Genomic DNA, 19,773 nt, shown 5'->3' with positions numbered 1-19,773 from the left:
CACCTCTTCCCATCCCGAACAGAGAAGTTAAGCCCTGCAGCGCCGATGGTACTGGGGTTACACCCGGGAGAGTAGGTCGCCGCCTCATTTATTCAAAGCCCTTTGGTTAATACCCAAAGGGTTTTTTTGTTTCTGGGTTTTTCTATTCTTCTACCAAATTCTGAACTGTTCAAAATGATGCTTGAAATGCTTCAAATGAAATATTTCCCATTCCGAGAATTTTAACCAGCCCAGCCTCGGATGTAAAGTGACTGCTTCAGGGTAGGAGTGAAAAAATGAATGGTACTCTTCTATACTGCGGAGAAGATTTTCTTTGGCTTCAGGTAGATTTGCATATTTCAAGGCCATTAACTCTCCTTCACTTCCTGGTGCTTTTAGTCCTTTTGGAAAATTCATTGAACTATATAGAAGACTTTCTTTCTGTTCTAGGATTTTATCGGAGACCTCATATTCTGGCCATTTGATCTTGTAAGAAATTTTCACTGTGAGAGTCAAATGCTCAACCATATGTTGAGGGGTCATTATACCAAATTCTTTTTCGGTATCGTTAGATAGCTTTACAAGGGATTTTTCTATGCTCTTGGTATCCATTTCCTTTGATTAGTGGGTAAAAAAAAGCGCTTGATTTCTCAAACGCTTTTAGAAGATTAATGAATTTAAATTTTAGCTTCCACACATTTCGCATCCTTCTGGATCATCCAGTGAGCAAGCTATAGCGTCTTGTTTTTGTGATTTCAACTCGACAATTTCTTTCTGTGCATTTTCTACTTTTGGCTCAAATCCAGTCTTGTCCAGCGTGAATTTAATAGCTGCTGTAGCTGCTTGAGATCTCAAGTAATACATTCCTGTTTTCAATCCTTTTTTCCAAGCGTAGAAATGCATGGAGGTCAATTTTCCAAAGTTTGGATCCTGCATAAACACGTTCATGCTTTGAGACTGACAGATATATGCTCCTCTGTCTGCAGACATATCGATGATTATCTTTTGAGAGATCTCCCAAACTGTTTTGTAGAGATCCTTAATATGTTGCGGGATGCCTGGTACGTTTTGGACGGAGCCATTGGTAGAGATCAATCTATTTCTCATGGTGTCATCCCAAAGGCCAAGAGCAATCAAATCTTTCATTAAGTGCTTATTCACAATGATGAACTCTCCTGACAAGGTTCTTCTAGTATAGATATTAGAAGTGTAAGGCTCAAAGCACTCGTTGTTACCCAAGATCTGAGAAGTAGAAGCTGTCGGCATAGGAGCCATCAACAGAGAGTTTCTCATACCGTACTTCTTGATTTTTTCTTTTACTTCTGCCCAATTCCATCTTCCAGATTTTGGTTTAACTCCCCAGAGATCAAACTGAAGTTCACCTTTGGATGCTGGAGAACCTTCGTAAGTTTCATAAGTACCTTGAACTTTAGCCAGCTCCATGGAAGTTTCCACCGCTGCAAAGTACATGGTTTCGAAAATGTCCTCATTTAACCCTTTTGCCTCTGGAGAATCAAAAGGCATGCGCAGCATAATGAATGCATCTGCTAGACCTTGAATTCCCAATCCTATAGGGCGGTGCCTGAAGTTTGATCTTCTAGCCTCTTCCACTGGATAATAATTGACATCGATTACCTTGTTTAGGTTTTTGGTAGCTACTTTGGTGATCTCATAGAGCTTTTGATGGTCAAAAAATAATTTTCCATCTGAACCTTGGGTTACAAACTTTGGAAGAGCAATTGAAGCCAAATTACAAACGGCTACTTCATCCGGAGCTGTGTACTCGATGATCTCTGTACACAAGTTAGAGGATTTGATAGTACCTAAGTTCTTTTGGTTGGATTTACCATTCGCAGCATCTTTGTAAAGCATGTATGGAGTTCCAGTTTCAATTTGTGATTCCAGAACTTCAAACCACAATTCCTGTGCTTTAATAGTCTCACGAGCTTTGCCTTCTCGCTCGTACTTTTCATACAGTCTCTCGAATTCTTCTCCATGACACTCGGATAGCCCTGGAGCTTCTTGAGGGCAAAATAATGACCATTCCAAGTTTTGCTCAACACGCTTCATAAATAGATCTGGAATCCAAAGTGCATAGAACAAATCTCTTGCTCGCATTTCTTCCTTTCCATGATTTCTCTTCAGTTCTAAGAAATCTTTGATATCGGCATGCCAAGGCTCCAGATAGATGGCAAAGCTACCTTTTCTTTTTCCTCCACCCTGGTCCACATAACGTGCAGTCATGTCGAAGTTTCTCAACATAGGTACTATACCATTTGAGACACCATTTGTGCCCTTAATGTAGGAACCTTTAGCTCGTACATGATGAATAGAAAGACCAATACCTCCAGCCGACTGGGAAATCTTAGCACATTGTTTTAAGGTGTCGTAAATCCCATCGATACTATCATCTTTCATCGTCAGCAAGAAGCAGGATGAAAGTTGAGGCTTAGGAGTACCTGCATTGAAAAGCGTAGGAGTAGCATGGGTAAACCACTTTTCAGAAAGTAGATTGTACGTTTCAATTACTGAATCCAAATCCTCTTTGTGAATCCCTACAGCCACTCTCATCAGCATGTGCTGAGGGCGCTCTACTACTTTACCATTCAATCGTATTAAATAGCTTCTCTCTAAGGTTTTAAATCCAAAATAGTCATAGCCAAAATCCCGCTTATAGTCTATCGCTGCATCTAATTTTACAGCGTTGTTTTTTATGATCCCGTAAACTTCAGGATCTAACAGTGCCGCATTCTCATTAGTCAGTGGGTTCACATGCGTATAGAGCCTTTTCATGGTGTTAGAAAAAGACTGGCTTGTGGTCTTGTGAAGGTTTGAAATAGCAATCCTTGCAGCAAGTATCGCATAGTCGGGGTGCTTTACCGTAAGAGAGGCACAAACTTCTGCAGCTAAGTTATCCAGTTCGGTTGTTGATACTCCATCATACAAGCCATCAATTACCTTTTTGGCAACGTCTATTGGCTGAATAAATCTAGAATCCAACTCGTAGCAGAGGTTTTCAATTCTAGTTGTGATTTTGTCGAATCGAACTGATTCTCGCCTACCGTCTCTTTTTAGTACTAGCATTTCTATGGGATTTTTAGATTGAGGGAAAAGTTTTAATTAGAAGTCTTCACCGATGGAGAACCTTGGTGAATCGTCTGAGCCTTCATTAGATTTCATAACTCCTGCTTTTTGGTAATCACCTACTCTTTTTTCAAAGAAATTAGTTTTACCCTGAAGAGAAATCATATCCATGAAGTCGAAAGGATTCGTACTGTTCCAGATTTTTTCGCACTCCAACTCGGTGAGAAGTCTGTCAGCCACAAACTCAATGTATTGGCACATTAAATCAGCGTTCATTCCAATCAGCCTTACTGGGAGGGCATCTGTTACAAATTCCTTTTCGATTTCTACGGCATCACGTATGATCTCTCTTACCGTTTCCTTTGGAAGCTGATTGTTGAGATGTTTGGTGTAGAGGTGACAAGCAAAGTCACAGTGTAGGCCTTCGTCACGGGAAATTAATTCATTAGAGAAAGTAAGTCCTGGCATTAGACCTCTTTTCTTTAGCCAAAATATAGAACAGAATGAACCTGAGAAAAAGATGCCCTCTACGGCCGCAAAAGCAATAAGGCGTTCTTGGAAGTTACCATTGTCAATCCATCTCAACGCCCAATCGGCTTTTTTCTTAACGCAGTCGATGTGCTCAATGGCATGAAGAAGCTTGTCCCGCTCTACCGCGTCTTTAATATAGGTGTCAATCAACAAGCTGTAAGTTTCGGAATGGATATTTTCCATTGCAATCTGAAAACCGTAGAAAAACTTGGCTTCAGTATATTGAACTTCAGAAACAAAATGCTCCGCCAAGTTTTCATTTACAATTCCGTCACTGGCTGCAAAAAATGCTAAAACATGAGAAATGAAGTGGCGCTCCCCATCATTCAAAGCTTTCCAATCTACCATATCCTGACCTAGGTCAATCTCCTCGGCAGTCCAAAAGCTGGCTTCAGCTTTCTTGTAGTATTGCCAAATATCATCGTGCTGGATTGGAAATAAGACAAATCGATTTTTATTCTCTTCTAAAATTGGTTCGTTTTGCATGGGTAAAGAATTCTTTAATCTTTTTAACTCTAAGTAAAATTTAACTGGAAGAATAGCTTTCGAAAACAAAAGCTGCCTTTTAGGAACAGCCTTTAAGCAAATATGTTAATCAAAAATGGGAAATAAAACCTGTCACGAGTTTGTTTAACTCAGCTTTTGACCTCAAGTCATAATTTACATATCATTCATTTAATCAAATAATTAGGCTGGAATGGATAGAGTTTTAAGTTAATTAAGTAGCCAAATGAAAGGCTTTGTATTAATTGAAAATAATTTTGGAAAAAGATTTTCAACTCAAATTCAACTTGATTTTTGAACTTCGTTCAAGCTAAAATTGATAGAAATTGAACTCGTCAATATTTTGATCATCAATCTGTTGGAGCCCATATAACAAAATTTTGCAGGGTGATTTCTGTGAAAGATTTGCAAGGAAATGTGGGTTAACTGGGATGTTTGGTGATAAAGAGAGGGGAAGCGGAGGTTTTTACCGATCACTGCAGGATTAATTTCTGAAGCTAGGTTTTTTGTTTTGTATAACTTCCTTATATTTGCACTCCGATTTCAAAAGAATCTAGAATTATGTACGCAATTGTAAACATCGCAGGTAAGCAGTTCAAAGTAACAAAAGATCAGTTCGTCTATGCTCCAAAGCTAGACCTTGAAACTGGCGCTTCCGTGGAATTCGACCAGGTACTATTAGCTGAGGCTGATGGAACTGTGTCCGTAGGAGCTCCCCTTCTCAAAGGAGCATTGGTATCTGGGAAAGTCCTGGATCATGTAAAAGGTGATAAAGTCATCGTCTTCAAAAAGAAGCGTCGTAAGGGCTACAAGAAGAAGAACGGTCACAGACAAGATTTCACCAAAGTATTGATAGAAACTATTTCACTCTAAGTTTTCTTTTTTAGAAAACTATAAAAGAATAAAACCATGGCACATAAGAAAGGCGTCGGTAGTTCCAGAAACGGTAGAGATTCACAATCCAAGAGACTTGGTGTGAAGAAATTTGGTGGCGAAGTAGTAATCGCTGGTAATATTATCGTAAGACAAAGAGGTACTAAGCATCACCCAGGTGAGAACGTTGGTCTTGGAAAAGATCATACCTTGTTCGCAACATCTGACGGGGTTGTTACCTTCAGAAAGAAATTTGATGGCAGATCATACGTAAGCGTATTGCCTGCTGAAGCTTAATATAAGCAACCAACAATTAATAAAAGCTCCTTCTATCAGAGGGAGCTATTTTTTTGACCTAATGTTCGAAAGGCTTGTAGGCATTATAGCTTTTTATGATTATCCGCATTTTTACCAGTAAGGTGGAATAAGCAATTTAGCAAATGTTAAACTTAAGATTTGAGGCCGCTTCGGTCTTCCAACCAGATAAGCAAGGAATATAAGGTGGCTAGCATTATTGCGGATAATCATATAGCTTTTAAAGCAAATCATCTTAGTAAAGGTCAAGTTATCCTTAATCCAATATTCGTTTGTTATGAATTTTTTAGATCAGGGCTTTGAGTGATCCGTACCTTTGGACTTAGACATAAAAAAACCGACTAATGGTAATCAGCCGGGTTTTGATATGGTAATCTATTTCTTAAAATGGTCTATAACTCAGTACTTGGTTTACAAATGTCGTAGCGCTTTCCGGAGAAATAATCAGAATGAATACAATTCCGAAAATTGCTCCATAAAGGTGAGCATCGTGATTGATCGCGTCATCTTGATTCTTTCCTTTGAAATAGGAATACAAGAGGAAAAGTACTCCAAGGATAAATCCTGGCAAACATAATATCCCAAATAGGCAAATATCTGAAAGCGGTAATATAATAATGCTGGCAAAAACTGTAGCAGCAGTCCCGCCGGAGGCTCCCAATGCTCTGTAGTAACTGTTGTCTTGATTTTTCAAATAGGTTGGGATATCAGAGATCACAATGCCCAGAACATAGAAAAGCACATAAATTACTCCCCCAAGTATTCCCCCAAACTTATAGGCTAGTATTTGCTCTACAACTCCACCGAAGAAGTAAAACGTAAACATGTTAAAGAAAAGGTGAACATAATCCTTGTGAATGAAGCCTGAAGTGATAAAACGCTCCCACTGACTATTTCGCTTGATAATATATGGAGTGAACATGCATCGCTCCATGTAGGCGCCATTATTGATTCCATAATAGCTGCTGATTGCTGTGATGATAATCAGGACAATCGTAATTGATAAATCCATCTATTTTTCTCTGTGAATTAGGTCTTTTGTTAATTGCTTTAGTTCGAGAAAATAGTCCTCATTATTGAAGGAAATTGCATCGTATTGCTCAAACCCTGCTTCAAAGAAGGAGTTTATTTTAGACTCCGCTAACGCTCTAATTCCTAACTTTTCATAGATGGCTCGTACAGCCTTTACCTTTTCATCTTTGTCAAAATCTGTTTGATTTAGCCAATAGTTTAAGGTTTCGGCATCTTCGCCTGTCGCAAGCTCCAATGCTTTGATCAACAGGAATGTTTTTTTATTGGAGATAATATCGCCGCCAACTTGTTTGCCGAATTTTGCCTGGTCTGCATACACATCGAGTAAGTCATCCTTTAGCTGAAAACCTACCCCTATGTTTACTCCAAAATCATACAGCTTTTGAGCATCGTCCTTATCTGCACCAGCCAGCAAAGCGCCTAATTGTAAAGCAAATCCTAAAAGTACAGCGGTCTTTAAGCGGATCATAGTGAGGTATTCTTCTTCAAATACCAATTCTAACGACTCAAAATTCATATCGAATTGCTGTCCTTCACAGACTTCAGAAGCTGTTTTGTTGAAAAGTCGTATCACTTCACCTAGCTTCTCTGCTTCGGTAAGTAGAAGTAAATCGTATGCTTTTACTAGCATTACATCTCCAGAAAGGATAGCGACGTTTTTGTTCCACTTCACATGAACTGCGTCTTTTCCTCTCCTCAACGGCGCATCATCCATGATGTCGTCATGCATCAGGGTGAAGTTGTGAAAAACTTCCACAGCTGCAGCTTGGCTCAGAATATCTTCTGGATTTGGTTTGTAAATCCCGTATGCCAATAAACTAAGCAAAGGACGGATTCTCTTTCCGTCCAAGTTTAGAATATAGGTAATGGGGTCATATAGTTCTTGGGGATTTCTTCCTAGTTCAAGTGTACTATGTAAATCCTGGACGAATGTTTCCAGTTTACCTAATAACTCGTGCGCGTGGCTTTTTTTTATCATTATCTGCAAATTCCAAATCTATCGTTCTACGGTCAATGTCGGTATTAACTACTCTGACCTTCACTTTGTCGCCCAAAGTGATCATTTTTTTTGTTTTCGAACCAACTAATCGCATGTTTTTCTGATCGAAATCATAGTAATCGTCGTCCATATCCTGTACTCGGATCATGCCTTCACATTTGGTTTCGGTGATCTCTACAAATACACCCCACTCTGTGACACCAGCTACAATTCCCTCATAATCTTTATCTTCAGCGAGTGACATAAACTCTACTTGCTTGTACTTGATGGAAGCTCTTTCGGCATCTGCAGCTCGTTTTTCACGCTCTGAAGAATGAACACATTTTTGCTCCCATGGTTCTGCATCAGGTGATTTTCCACCTTCTAAATAATGCTCAAGTAGGCGATGAACCATCATATCCGGGTAGCGTCGAATAGGGGAGGTGAAGTGGGAATAATGGGGAAACGCCAGACCAAAATGCCCTTTTGGCTCAGTAGTGTACTTGGCTTTTGCCATACTGCGAATTGCCAGCTGCTCTAGTACGTTTTGCTCAGGCTTACCCTGAATGTCCTCCATCAGCTTATTGAGTGCTTTGGATATAGTGTTCTCATTTTCTATATCGAAGGCATGTCCAAATCGCTTCGCAAAGCCAGAGAACGTATCCAGTCGTTCCATATCTGGAGAATCGTGAGTTCTATAAACAAAAGTGTCTTTTCCTTTATTTTTATTGAAGACAAATTCAGCTACGTATTTGTTTGCTAGAAGCATGAACTCCTCAATGAGTTTATGTATGTCCTTTCGTTCTTTGATCATCAGACCAAGTGGCGTGCCTTTTTCATCCAGCTTGAATTTCACTTCCACCGTCTCAAAATTGACAGCTCCATGCTTGAATCTACGCTGACGGATTTTCTTCGCCATGCCATTTAGCAAAGTCAATTCCTCATAATAATCACCCGATTGTGTGTCAATATTCTCTTGAGCCTCTTCGTAGGCGTATCTTCTATCTGAATGAATGATCGTTCTACCTATCCAATGCTTTTTCACATTTGCTTCGTCATCTACTTCAAATACGCAGGCAAAAGTTAGCTTGTCTTCATGCGGACGTAGTGAGCAAAGTCCATTACTCAGGCGCTCAGGAAGCATCGGAATTGTGCGATCAACCAAGTAAACTGATGTCGCTCTATTATATGCTTCTTTTTCCAATGCCGTTTTTGGCTGCACGTAGTGAGTTACATCAGCGATGTGAACTCCGATTTCGTGATTACCATTTTCTAATTTTCTATAAGAAATAGCATCATCAAAATCCTTAGCATCTGCAGGATCAATTGTAAAAGTCAAGATGTCTCTGAAATCTTTACGCTTCTTGATTTCTTTTGCTGTGATCTTCTCAGAGATCCCTTCAGCCTCTTTCTCTGGCTCCTCAGGATACTCGAATGGCAATCCGAATTCAGCCATGATGGAGTGAATTTCCACTTCATGCTCTCCAGCTTTGCCGAGTACACGGATGACTTCTCCAGTAGGATTCTTGTCGCCATCTCTCCATTCGGTAAGTTTGACTACTACTTTTTCCCCGTGCTGAGCTCCATTGAGTTCTCCTCTATGCACGAAGATATCTTTATGCATTTTCTTGAAATCAGGAACCACAAAGGCGAATCGAGGAGAAATCTCTACTCGGCCTACGAATTCATCTCGGTTTTTTTCTACTACCTCGAGAACTTTGCCTTCCACTCTTCCTGTTTTTCCCTTCAGAGGATAGACCATCACTCGGACTTTATCTCCATCGAGCGCTTGCTTCATGTCGGCTTCTTTGACCAAAATATCGCCATCTACCTTTTCCGGATCGAGTGGAACGATGAATGCGAAGCGAGGATTTACAAAATCCACAATGCCTTCTATGAATTCAGGGTCTTGAGTGGATGAGTAGTAATTTCGTGGATTTCTAGAAACGGATCCCGCTTCTACCAATTTACTCAGGACGGGTTCTACGCCGCCTTTGGTGAGGGCGTCTCGGATTTCTAGTTTCTTGATGATTTGCTTGGAGTTGAATTCTTCTCCGTAGTGTGCATCTAAAAATTGGAGGATACGACGAGCCAAGCCGGCTGCATCCGTTTGTTTTCCTCCTTTGTTTTTACTGTTGTTTTTTCTGTGTGGTTTCTTTCCCATGATTAGGGTTGTTGATTAAGGTTAAGGTAAAAAGATTTATGTCCCTGCGCCCATTAATCTTTGTTTTCGTTTGTTCAATCTTGTAGATGAATGATTTCTATCTCCGGATTTTCTACCTGAGGATTCATCGCTAAAAACACTTTGGCGGTAACTTCCACATCTCTAAGACAGTATTTTTTGATTTTTTCTATGTCTCCTTCCAGATGAAAAGTAGTGTTGACCTGACTTCCGTCAAGCTCATCTTTTGAAGATGGAATTCCAAAAATTGAAGCTAAAAGCTCCAAGCGGGTGTAATGTTTGTAATCTCCAAACTTCCAGAGCTCCATCGTGTCAAGATGGCGAACCTCCCAGGGTTTTTTTCCTGCGATTTGCAAAGGCTCCGGCAGAGCAACTCCATTGATTAGCATTCTGCGGCAGAGATAAGGAAAATCAAATTCTTTACCGTTGTGCGCGCAAAGAATCCATTTTTTCTTTTCTAACAAAGCTTTGAATTCTAAAAGAAGTTCCTTTTCCTCGGTATTTGCATAGCATTTAGATCGAAAAGATAATTTGTTGTCCTTTTTGATCCATTGAAAATAACCAACTCCTACACAAACTACCTGCCCAAATTCGGCGTGTATTCCCGCTCGGTCAAAATATAAGGAGCCGGGCTCTGTATTTACGTCTGAAGGTTTGATGTTACGTTCTTTCTTCAGCCATTCTTCTTGAATTCGCTCCGGCAGATCTTCAAATTTCTCGGTCAGTGAGGCTGTCTCTATATCTAGAAAAAGTATATCATTCAATTGTTCCAAAAAATCTGCCATAAGCTTTTATTATGCGTGGAGAACTCCTTCTAGGCCAATTTCGGGAATCATCTTGATAAATTCTTTTTCGAAACTGCCCGAAGTAAAGATAAACTTTTTATCAAAAATCTGATCCATAATATAATAGCTCACCCAAAACTCATTGTTTAACACAAATACAGCTGGGTCAATCGCCTCTACTTTCGCTACCGATTGCTCTCCTAGCTCTTCCATGCTATGGCGTAGGGTAGAAGTTTTCTTTATTTCTCCATTTATTTCCCCATATCCTTTGGAAGTGATCATCACATGGGTCAGCTCTATCATGTTTAGGTTTATGATATACACTGCCCATTCGGTTCCGGTGGGTGTTTCTTCCTTGGCTATCGCTAGTTTTACTCCAGTCACCGGACTGAAATCAATATCTTTTTTCATATAAGTTCTATACGCTCCATTTCAAATAATTCAATCAAATGCTGCTTCACTCTTGCCTTTACATGTTCCATGTTCACGGGCTTTCCCAGTTCTAGGTGTAGAGAGGTCACCGCTTTATCGTCTATCCCACAGGGTATGATGTGGCCGAAGTAGCTTATATCCGCATTGACGTTGAAAGCAAAGCCGTGCATGGTCACCCAGCGACTAGATTTCACGCCCATTGCGCAGATTTTTCTTGGATTCTTTTGTTCTAGATGATCCAGCCATACGCCCGTAAGCCCTTCTATTCGACCAGCGACTACTCCATAGTCGGCTAAAGTCAAAATGATCGCCTCTTCGAGCAATCTCAGGTATTTGTGTATGTCTGTAAAGAAATTATCCAGATCTAAAATAGGGTAACCCACCAACTGACCTGGGCCATGATAGGTGATGTCTCCTCCTCGGTTGATCTTATAATACAGTGCCTGATGCTTCTCTAGGCCTTGTTCATCCAAAAGCAGATTTTCTTCTTTGCCACTTTTCCCTAGGGTGAAAACATGAGGATGCTCTACGAAGAGCATGTAATTGTTGCTTGGGGATTGATCCGCGGGATCCAATGTACGATTGCTGATTTTTAGCGCCACTGTTTCAGCAAATAGCTTTTCCTGATAGTCCCAAGCGGCTTGATAATCAAGCAGTCCGAGATCTCGGAATTCTACTTTTTTATTAATAATTTCATTCATTGGCGAGTCCCGAAGGATTTATTTTTCAACTGACTTCAAATCGGGTTCGATCATTGATTTTTCAAAATTAAACAAATATCCAAGATGGCTGAACACAACGATTCCGGAAAACGGGCTGAACTACTTGCGTCGGACTGGCTAGTTGGTAAAGGATACGAATTTGTCGAGAAAAATTACCGATCGGGCCATGCAGAAATTGACTTAATCATGAAGCATCGAGGTTTGTTAATTTTTGTTGAAATCAAATTCAGATCGGGAACTGGCTTCGGATTTGCAGAAGAGTTCGTCGATTCTGTCAAGCGAAAACTGTTAATTAAGGCCGCTGACAATTTCATTTACGAAAATGATTGGCATGGTGATATACGCTTTGACATAATCGGCGTGTACAAAGACAGGTCAGGAACAATCAATTTTAGGCATTTTGAAGATGCTTTTTACTAAAAACATCCCTTTCAAACTTTAATATTTAATCATGAAAAAAGTAACGATTACATTTCTTTTTGCCCTACTGGCGATGACAAGTTTTGCTCAAAATGCTAAGAAAGACCAGCAAATCGAAGAAGATAGTATGGAAGCAAAAGCGGCATTCCTAGAGGATGACCCGAGTATGCAGGAGTTGTTTGATTCCTCGTATGGCTACATCATACTTCCTAATGTTGGCAAGGGTGGTTTGGGAATCGGAGGTGCAGCTGGAAACGGTGTGGCATTTCAAGGCGGCAGTCAGGTAGGTTATGCCAAGATGACCCAAATAACCATTGGTTTTCAGGCAGGTGGTCAGGCATATTCAGAAGTGGTCTTCTTTGAGGATTCCGAGGCATTTGATCGCTTCAAGGCAAATAACGTAGAAATGTCAGCTCAGGTGTCAGCGGTAGCTGCCGCTTCAGGAGCTTCAGCCAATGCAAAATATGTAGATGGTGTGGCGGTATTTACGCGTACCAAAGGCGGATTGATGTACGAAGCTTCCGTGGGAGGCCAGCAGTTTAAGTTTCGAGAGAAATAGGTCAGTTGTCTTTTCGATAGACTAAATTTCCGTCCTTATCCCATTCAGCTCGGATATAAGGGCGGAAATTTTTCGTATATGCTGTTTCCTGATATTGAATTTCTCGCTTTCTGATAGCCTTCGTGTTGTTAGTGTCCCAGTATTCAGTCCAAAGCCCCACTTTTTCACCGTACTGATACTCACCGGTGACAGCTATTTGCTTGTCCTCATAGAAATAGAAATAATTTCCTTCCTCCAGGCCATACTGAACGGGGATTATTTCTTGAATCGTCTTGGTGGATTGGTCGAAATAGCGGGTTCTAGACTCTCTCGGCCAGCCTTCGGCGTAGTGATTTTTATCTTGAAGTATGTTGTTGGAATCGTACAGCATCCAGGTTTTATGCTTTGTTCCATAGTAATACATGCCACTTTCCACCACTACTTCATTGACTAATCGCTCGTATGGGCCATGGAGTAAGTATCCTTTACCCACTTCATACTCTTTCGATTTTACACTTTTTTCCTGTGGATCAAACCAATATACATCTCTGATGTAAGGATCTGGCCGGCGGGTAGCGTCTGTGTAGTTGAATTGTTCAAAAATCACTTGCCCACGAATTTCCCTTCGTGTGTAGCCTTTTCGGGTCTTGATTCCAAACCATTCATTTTTGCGTGCTTTCTTCTTTTTTTCTTTTTTCTCTTCTTTTTCCTTCGAATCATCAAAGAGTAACAATGGCATAGTGGTAGGCAGCAACCGAGAATTTACGACGCCTGAAGAATCAGGGTCTGATTGGGTTTTTGCTTCTTCTTTTTGGGCAAAAGTAAACTTGCTCAGCAGCAGCAAGAAAATAAAACTGATATAAAATCTACTCATCTTTAAGAAAAACGCAATTTACTTCGGTGTATTTTATCCAAAAATAACATTTAGAGATCAAAAGCCACAGATTGTTTAGATTTTATAATCTTCTATCTATTTTTGAGGAATTTGTAATAAAAACGCTCAAACAATGAATTCTATTTTATCAGAACGGATAATCAATATGGAGGAATCAGCCACTCTTGCCATGGCAAAAAAAGCAAGAGAGCTGAAATCACAAGGAATCGATATCATCAGCCTGAGTCTAGGCGAGCCTGACTTCAAGACGCCAATGCATATTCAACAGGCTGCAAAAGATGCCATTGATGAAGGAAAGTACTTTTCATATCCGCCTGTGGCAGGATATCAGGATTTGAGAGAAGCTATCGCAAAGAAACTGAGAGAAGAAAATGATATCGCAGATGCAAAGGCAGAAAATGTCGTTGTATCTACTGGTGCTAAGCATTCTATCGCCAATGTTTTCATGTGTATTGTCAACGAAGGTGATGAGGTAGTGATTTTCTCTCCATACTGGGTAAGTTATGCTGAGATTATCAAGTTGGCTGGTGGAGTTCCAGTTTTGATCGAAGGAACCTTAGAAAATAACTTTAAAGCTACCGCTGCACAGCTCGAGGCTGCGATCACGCCAAAGACCAAAGCGGTAATTTATTCCTCACCATGTAATCCTACAGGTTCTGTTTTTAGCAAAAAAGAACTAGAAGCGATAGCAGATGTAGTGAAAAAGCATGAGAATATTATGGTGATTGCTGATGAGATCTATGAGAAAATCAATTTCGCAGGCAGAAACTATAGCATTGGGTCATTTCCTGGCATGTTTGACAAAACAATAACCGTGAATGGCTTCTCTAAAGGATATGCCATGACTGGCTGGAGAGTGGGATATATCTGCGCGCCTTTATTCATTGCCAAAGCTGTGGAAAAAATGCAGGGTCAATTCACCTCTGGAGGGACAGGAATCGCTCAGCGTGCGGCCTTGGCAGGTATCTCTGGAGATCAGACTCCGACTACAGAAATGGCAAATGCTTACCTAAGAAGAAGAGGCTTGGTGCTGGATCTTCTTCGTGATATTTCAGGAATCAAAACTCATATTCCTGAGGGCGCATTCTATTTTTTCCCGGACGTCACCGCTTTCTTTGGCAAGTCGGCCAAAGGACATGACATAAAAGACGCGGATGATCTTTGCCTATACCTCTTAGCTGAAGCTCACGTGTCATTGGTGACAGGAGCAGCCTTTGGCGCACCGGATTGTATCAGACTTTCTTATGCCGCGTCGGATGAGGAGCTGGTAGATGCCTTGAATAGAATGAAAAAGGCATTGAACGAATTGGCTTAATTTTGCCTGCATAACGATTTTGATTCAGGTATAGCTTTTTACTTTGAAGCCTCGGTCGATGACCGAAGTGGTCTCAATTTGGAAGTTGGGCATACGCTCAAAACTTTAGGCTTTCTTGAAAACAATTCTGAGGCAATAAATCGTAGAACTTAACCTCGGCAAATGCCGGGGTTATTTTTTGCCTAAAAAGAAAGGCCTATTTTTGAGAAAAATTTCGCAATGGCTGAAGTATTAGTAATCACCCCAGTAAAAAATTCTTTAGAGACTACGTTGGATACAGCTAGGGCTATAGCTAGCTCCACGGTAGGAGTGAGGCATATTATTTTTAACGACTTCAGTACAGAGGAGACCAAAGCTGGGTTGGTGGGCAATCAGCTTGCGATTGGATATGACTTGATTCATCTCGAAGAATTGACTGATCATCCGTCGCCAAATTACAAGTTAGTCCTTCAGAGGGCTCAGAAAATGGCAAATGAGGCCAGTCTTCCACTCCTAGTAATAGAGTCAGATGTGGTGGTGCAGGAAAATACGATAAGTGATTTGTTAGCTTTTCAAAAGGCAAATGCCAAGTCAGGTCTGGTTGGATCGGTGACAGTAGATGATAAAGGAGTAGTAAATTTTCCCTATTTGAAATTTAAAGGAGTGAAGGAATCCGTGATCGATACTGCCAGAAGTTTGAGTTTTTGCTGCACGCTTTTTTCTAGAGATTTTCTGGAAAGCTACGATTTTGTAGGGTTAGATGAAGCAAAGGATTGGTATGATACTTTTATCTCGAAGAAATCAATCGAGCTCGGTTTCAAAAATCATGTGCTAATGAATGCGCCTGTTTGGCATCGACCGCATGCGAGCCGTCCTTGGAAGCAACTCAAGTACAGTAATCCGCTAAAGTATTACTTTCTTAAGTTTTGGAAGGGAATGGATAAGATTTGATTAAAGTTTACCCAGAAATTTTAGTAAGGTATTGTAAGCTTTGGACCAAGTTCGTTGGAAGCGAAGTGGGCCATTGAGTTCTCTTTCGAAAAAATCCATGTGCTTCGTATTTAGGTAGGCAATTCGCTCTCTCTTTTTTTGTTTCGTTCCTGTTTTCTTTCGCTTGCTGCCGCCGTGCAGTCGATAAAAAAAGCCAATGAATGGAAGTTTGACCACCTCACCTCCATTTTTCAGCATTTTGATCCAAAATTCCCAATCTTCCCGTCCCATTTTCATATCGGTACTGAATCCACCCACAGCCATACAATCAACCTTTCGGAAAATCCCACTCACAAAAATCATATTATCTCTCGCTAGTAAGCTCAGGTTGAAGTCTTTGAGTTTCCAGGGTTTTTGCCCTGATTGGTCAAATTTCACCGCTTCACAATAAACAACTTTTACCTCTGGGCGCTCTTCCAAGACTTTGATGGCCTCTGAAATGTAATTTGGTGAAATAAGGTCATCAGCATCTAATGGGAGTATGTATTTTCCATCAGCAAATTCGATCCCCTTGTTCCTAGCTGAAGTAACGCCTGAATTTTTTTGAGTTAGAAAATTGATATTGCTGTATTTTTCGCTGAGTTTTTCTGCTATTTCCTTACTGTTGTCCGTGGATCCGTCATTGACGATGACCAGTTGAATCGCTGTATAGTTGGATTTCAAAACAGATTCAACTGATTCTTGAAGGTATTTTGCTTGGTTGTAGCAGGGGATGATAATGGAGATGGTCGGGTGCAAGCGTAAGAAGATAGACGTTTTAAGAATTGCAATATAAGGCAATACTTCACCATTTTAATAGCATATCAAGACACGGTCACGGCTGTGTTTGTATGTTACTATGATTTGGTATTATTGAAAATACTAAAGCAAAAATTTGTTTAATTATCTGTAATTCATAACTTTAAACTGGTGATTAATCAACTTTTCGCAATTAATTGATTTTTACGTGTATCTATTTTAAAATAAATACTTTTATAACTTCAGCTCTTTTAAAGAAAATCCGGGTCTTGACCCGGATTTTTTTTTGAGTAATTTTTAGTGAACTTTCGACCTGTGATATTTTTGCCACCATGATCCGAGTTAAGGTTTTAGTAATTTTCAGTCTTCTTATTTTAAGCAATCATGTTTTTGCGCAGCGGACAAAATTCCAATACGATTCCAGCTACGTAGAAAGCTCACGCGATATCATTGCCTCACGGATGTTTTTTACGAGGAAGTACACTAGGTTGGTAGCGAACACACCTCGGTTTAATGAAAAGCTAGTTTTAAAACCAAATACAGGTCTTAAAATGGGTCTTGGATTTACTTATCAGGATCTCACAATTAATGCTTCTTTTCCTGTAAGTTTTCTGTATCCGGATAAAATTGGCGATTGGAATGGCAATCTAGACTTGCATTCCCATATCTATGCACCGAAGGTTATAGTGGATTTTTTTGGTCAATTCTATAATGGGTATAAGATAGATGCTGAAGACCGACCAAATTCTGATGAGGATTATCTGAGAAAAGATTTGCGGCAAATTTCACTGGGACTAAACTTGAATTATTTGTTTTTTGGTGAAAAACTATCCATAGCTGCTGCTTGGAATCAGTCTTCTATTCAAAAAAAGTCGGCCTATTCGCCATTTGTCGGTATTGAAGGATATGGAGGGAATATGAGAGGTGACTCGTTATTGCTGCCCACTACTCCTGATACACAAGGGATTAACTTTGATAAGGCAAGCTATTTTATGGTAGGGCCCAATGCAGGAATGGCTGGGACTCTTGTTTTTTGGGAAAATTTCTATTTGACAGGTTTAGCTGCAGTCAATCTAAGTATTGGATATACAAAGTGGAGGAATGTGGAGGAACAAAAAAGCTGGGGAGTTGCTCCCACCTTTTATCTGCGTGGTTTTTTTGGATACAACGGTCCACGGTTTGCGATTACCACAAGCTATATTTACAAGAATCTAAACCTAATCGATGTTGATCAATATGATCAGGCGGTAAACACCGGAGACTATCGAATCAATTTTATCTATAAGATTTACGCTGGGAAGAGCTTTAAGAAGAATTTCAATAAGGTGAATCCTGTGCGAATAATCATAAAAGAGTAACTTGAAGCCTAAGTAGTTCTGCTATAACTAGCGAGAAGGCCTCAAATGAATAATAACCTTTAATTACAATGGAAGATCAATTCGGAATTCAAAATTCTTTGAAAAGACTCGGGCTTAAACCCCAAAATTTAGGAACATCACAAGGTAAAAACTGGATTGATTCTGGGGAATCGTCAATTTCATCTTTTTCCCCGGTAGATGGGACTTTGATAGGAAAGGTACAGGCAACAAGTGAGGAGGCCTATGAAAAAGTAATTGAGCAAGCTCAACGTGCATTTGAAATCTGGAGGAAAGTTCCGGCTCCACAGCGAGGGGAAATAGTCCGCGAGATAGGAAATGCATTGAGAGAAAAGAAGGCTGATTTAGGAAAGCTCGTTTCCTATGAAATGGGAAAGTCTTACCAAGAAGGACTAGGAGAGGTGCAAGAGATGATTGATATCTGTGATTTTGCGGTTGGGCTTTCCAGACAATTGTATGGCCTGACCATGCATTCTGAGCGTCCTGGTCATCGGATGTATGAGCAATGGCATCCCATGGGAATAGTTGGAATTATTTCTGCATTTAATTTCCCAGTTGCCGTTTGGTCTTGGAATGCAGCGTTGGCATGGGTTTGTGGGGATGTCTGTGTATGGAAGCCTTCGGAAAAAGCACCACTTTCTGGGATTGCATGTCAGCATATTTCCAGTCAAGTTTTTGAAAAGCATGGAATGCCGGAAGGTATCTGCTCTTTGATCAATGGAGATTACAAAATAGGCGAGTTGATGTCAAATGACTCTAGGATTCCACTTGTTTCCGCAACAGGATCTACCCGGATGGGCAAATTGGTCAGCGAGGCCGTGGGAAGACGACTGGGTAGATCTCTATTAGAGTTAGGGGGAAATAATGCCATTATCATCACTGAGCATGCCGATATGGATATGGCCATACGTGGGGCGTTGTTTGGAGCTGTAGGTACAGCTGGTCAAAGGTGCACAAGTACGCGTCGGTTGATAATCCATGAAAATGTATATGAGGAAGTGAAAACTAGATTGGCCTCTGCTTACTCCAAATTGGTAATTGGGAATCCTTTGGATGAAAAGAACCACGTAGGTCCTGTGATAGATAAAGATGCGGTGAATATGTATCTGGATGCGATAGAAAAAGTCAAGAAAGAAGGAGGGAAGGTAGTGGTAGAAGGAGGCGTGCTGAACGGTGATGGATTCGAGTCAGGATGCTACGTGAAGCCAGCTATCTATGAAGCAAAGAACGACTTTGCGATTGTTCAGCATGAGACTTTCGCCCCGATCTTGTACTTGATGAAATACAACACGCTCGAAGAGGCTATCGCCATGCAAAATGGAGTGCCTCAAGGTCTTTCTTCAGCGATCATGACTACGAATATGCGTGAAGCAGAAGCTTTTCTTTCTGTGGCTGGTTCTGATTGCGGGATTGCTAATGTCAATATTGGTACCTCAGGGGCAGAAATTGGCGGTGCCTTCGGTGGAGAAAAAGAAACCGGTGGAGGTCGAGAGTCAGGTTCTGATGCGTGGAAAGCTTACATGCGTCGCCAGACAAATACGATTAATTACTCCTCTACACTGCCGCTGGCGCAAGGGATTAAATTTGATATTTAGTCAGCAACAATTTTCTTTAGAAAATATTTTATAAATATTCTTTCTCATTTTCAATAGTTTAGGTTCGATACTTCAAAATGTATTTGCTTAAGAGGAAATAGAAATTACCTTTGCATTCCCTTACGAACGGAAAGGGGATCAAAGATGGGAGTTTAGCTCAGCTGGTTCAGAGCATCTGCCTTACAAGCAGAGGGTCGGGGGTTCGAATCCCTCAACTCCCACATCTTACCTTAAACGCTCAAAAGTGAGCAATAATTATTTCTTGGGAGTTTAGCTCAGTTGGTTCAGAGCATCTGCCTTACAAGCAGAGGGTCGGGGGTTCGAATCCCTCAACTCCCACATTCAATCCCGGATTCTACGTTCGGGATTTTTTTTTTTGAATAATTATGGCCTGTCATTTTTACGTATTGCATTCTTCTATTCTGGATCAATTTTATCTTGGTCATTCCTGTGAGGATCTGAATGAACGATTGAGAAAACATCTAAGTAATCATTCTGGATTTACAGCT

19 protein-coding genes, 2 tRNA genes and 1 rRNA gene are annotated in these 19,773 nt (G+C 40.5%); 11 read left to right on the top strand and 11 right to left on the bottom strand.

The genetic code is table 11. The annotated features are described in order from the left end of the window. Positions 1–88, top strand: a 5S ribosomal RNA gene (gene rrf, locus ABJH64_RS11430); the annotation flags it as partial. Between the two features lie 62 nt (positions 89–150). Here rrf and ABJH64_RS11425 read toward each other — a convergent pair. The 3 genes from ABJH64_RS11425 to ABJH64_RS11415 form a co-directional block, all read right to left on the bottom strand. Continuing rightward, positions 151–591 carry a hypothetical protein gene (locus ABJH64_RS11425; protein WP_348299659.1) on the bottom strand — a complete coding sequence of 147 codons (441 nt, stop codon included), beginning with the start codon at positions 589–591 and terminating at the stop codon, positions 151–153. 72 nt (positions 592–663) lie between these two features. Further along, positions 664–3,063: a ribonucleoside-diphosphate reductase subunit alpha gene (locus ABJH64_RS11420; protein WP_348299657.1), complete on the bottom strand. Its 2,400-nt coding sequence runs from the start codon at positions 3,061–3,063 to the stop codon at positions 664–666. A 36-nt stretch (positions 3,064–3,099) separates the two neighbouring features. Continuing rightward, positions 3,100–4,080, bottom strand: a complete 981-nt coding sequence (locus ABJH64_RS11415; protein ID WP_348274167.1) for a ribonucleoside-diphosphate reductase small subunit — start codon at positions 4,078–4,080, stop codon at positions 3,100–3,102. 579 nt (positions 4,081–4,659) lie between these two features. Here ABJH64_RS11415 and rplU point away from each other — a divergent pair. Together rplU and rpmA are read left to right on the top strand one after the other, a co-directional pair. Beyond that, positions 4,660–4,971, top strand: a complete 312-nt coding sequence (gene rplU, locus ABJH64_RS11410) for a 50S ribosomal protein L21 (protein ID WP_348274166.1) — start codon at positions 4,660–4,662, stop codon at positions 4,969–4,971. A 36-nt stretch (positions 4,972–5,007) separates the two neighbouring features. Further along, entirely contained in the window at positions 5,008–5,268 is a 261-nt protein-coding gene (gene rpmA / locus ABJH64_RS11405; protein WP_111613356.1) for a 50S ribosomal protein L27, read from the top strand. A 400-nt stretch (positions 5,269–5,668) separates the two neighbouring features. Here rpmA and ABJH64_RS11400 read toward each other — a convergent pair whose 3' ends face one another. From ABJH64_RS11400 to lipB, 6 genes are all read right to left on the bottom strand, one after another. Beyond that, the gene (locus ABJH64_RS11400; protein WP_348274165.1) at positions 5,669–6,298 is read right to left on the bottom strand and encodes a rhomboid family intramembrane serine protease; all 630 of its coding nucleotides are present in this window, start codon (positions 6,296–6,298) and stop codon (positions 5,669–5,671) included. Further along, positions 6,299–7,297 carry a polyprenyl synthetase family protein gene (locus ABJH64_RS11395; protein ID WP_348274164.1) on the bottom strand — a complete coding sequence of 333 codons (999 nt, stop codon included), beginning with the start codon at positions 7,295–7,297 and terminating at the stop codon, positions 6,299–6,301. Continuing rightward, positions 7,260–9,461: a ribonuclease R gene (gene rnr / locus ABJH64_RS11390; protein WP_348274163.1), complete on the bottom strand. Its 2,202-nt coding sequence runs from the start codon at positions 9,459–9,461 to the stop codon at positions 7,260–7,262. The genes ABJH64_RS11395 and rnr overlap by 38 nt, the downstream gene beginning before the upstream one ends. A 74-nt stretch (positions 9,462–9,535) precedes the next feature. Beyond that, positions 9,536–10,264: a 3'-5' exonuclease gene (locus ABJH64_RS11385; RefSeq protein ID WP_348274162.1), complete on the bottom strand. Its 729-nt coding sequence runs from the start codon at positions 10,262–10,264 to the stop codon at positions 9,536–9,538. Between the two features lie 9 nt (positions 10,265–10,273). After that, positions 10,274–10,675 carry a hypothetical protein gene (locus ABJH64_RS11380; RefSeq protein ID WP_348274161.1) on the bottom strand — a complete coding sequence of 134 codons (402 nt, stop codon included), beginning with the start codon at positions 10,673–10,675 and terminating at the stop codon, positions 10,274–10,276. Continuing rightward, on the bottom strand, positions 10,672–11,397 hold the full coding sequence (gene lipB / locus ABJH64_RS11375) for a lipoyl(octanoyl) transferase LipB (protein ID WP_348274160.1): 726 nt from the start codon (positions 11,395–11,397) through the stop codon (positions 10,672–10,674). The genes ABJH64_RS11380 and lipB overlap by 4 nt, the downstream gene beginning before the upstream one ends. Before the next feature lie 84 nt (positions 11,398–11,481). Between lipB and ABJH64_RS11370 the strand changes: the two genes are divergently transcribed. Together ABJH64_RS11370 and ABJH64_RS11365 are read left to right on the top strand one after the other, a co-directional pair. Continuing rightward, entirely contained in the window at positions 11,482–11,838 is a 357-nt protein-coding gene (locus ABJH64_RS11370) for a YraN family protein (RefSeq protein WP_348274159.1), read from the top strand. A 31-nt stretch (positions 11,839–11,869) separates the two neighbouring features. Next, positions 11,870–12,397: a YSC84-related protein gene (locus ABJH64_RS11365; protein WP_348274158.1), complete on the top strand. Its 528-nt coding sequence runs from the start codon at positions 11,870–11,872 to the stop codon at positions 12,395–12,397. 1 nt (position 12,398) lies between these two features. On the opposite strand, the gene ABJH64_RS11360 is transcribed toward ABJH64_RS11365, so the two are convergent. Then, positions 12,399–13,250: a hypothetical protein gene (locus ABJH64_RS11360; protein WP_348274157.1), complete on the bottom strand. Its 852-nt coding sequence runs from the start codon at positions 13,248–13,250 to the stop codon at positions 12,399–12,401. Between the two features lie 133 nt (positions 13,251–13,383). Here ABJH64_RS11360 and ABJH64_RS11355 point away from each other — a divergent pair, with 133 nt between their 5' ends. Both ABJH64_RS11355 and ABJH64_RS11350 read left to right on the top strand, forming a co-directional pair. After that, the gene (locus ABJH64_RS11355) at positions 13,384–14,586 is read left to right on the top strand and encodes a pyridoxal phosphate-dependent aminotransferase (RefSeq protein WP_348274156.1); all 1,203 of its coding nucleotides are present in this window, start codon (positions 13,384–13,386) and stop codon (positions 14,584–14,586) included. Positions 14,587–14,805: 219 nt separating this feature from the next. Next, positions 14,806–15,516: a glycosyltransferase family 2 protein gene (locus ABJH64_RS11350; protein ID WP_348274155.1), complete on the top strand. Its 711-nt coding sequence runs from the start codon at positions 14,806–14,808 to the stop codon at positions 15,514–15,516. Here ABJH64_RS11350 and ABJH64_RS11345 read toward each other — a convergent pair whose 3' ends face one another. After that, complete coding sequence (locus ABJH64_RS11345) at positions 15,517–16,335, bottom strand: glycosyltransferase (RefSeq protein WP_348299210.1); 819 nt, start codon at positions 16,333–16,335, stop codon at positions 15,517–15,519. A gap of 290 nt (positions 16,336–16,625) precedes the next feature. Between ABJH64_RS11345 and ABJH64_RS11340 the strand changes: the two genes are divergently transcribed. The 4 genes from ABJH64_RS11340 (at position 16,626) to ABJH64_RS11325 (ending at position 19,603) form a co-directional block, all read left to right on the top strand. Continuing rightward, on the top strand, positions 16,626–17,651 hold the full coding sequence (locus ABJH64_RS11340) for a DUF4421 domain-containing protein (protein WP_348274153.1): 1,026 nt from the start codon (positions 16,626–16,628) through the stop codon (positions 17,649–17,651). 68 nt (positions 17,652–17,719) lie between these two features. Then, positions 17,720–19,264, top strand: coding sequence for an aldehyde dehydrogenase family protein (locus tag ABJH64_RS11335; protein WP_348274152.1), 1,545 nt, complete (start codon positions 17,720–17,722; stop codon positions 19,262–19,264). Positions 19,265–19,410: 146 nt separating this feature from the next. Continuing rightward, positions 19,411–19,485 (top strand) — tRNA-Val (locus ABJH64_RS11330). A 43-nt stretch (positions 19,486–19,528) separates the two neighbouring features. Further along, a tRNA-Val gene (locus tag ABJH64_RS11325) sits at positions 19,529–19,603 on the top strand. Positions 19,604–19,773: the final 170 nt, after the last annotated feature.

It is taken from the genome of Algoriphagus sp., assembly GCF_039969895.1.
Taxonomy (GTDB): domain Bacteria; phylum Bacteroidota; class Bacteroidia; order Cytophagales; family Cyclobacteriaceae; genus Algoriphagus.
The sequence above is the reverse complement of the archived record's forward strand: the minus strand, read 5'-3'. Positions and strand labels throughout refer to the sequence as shown.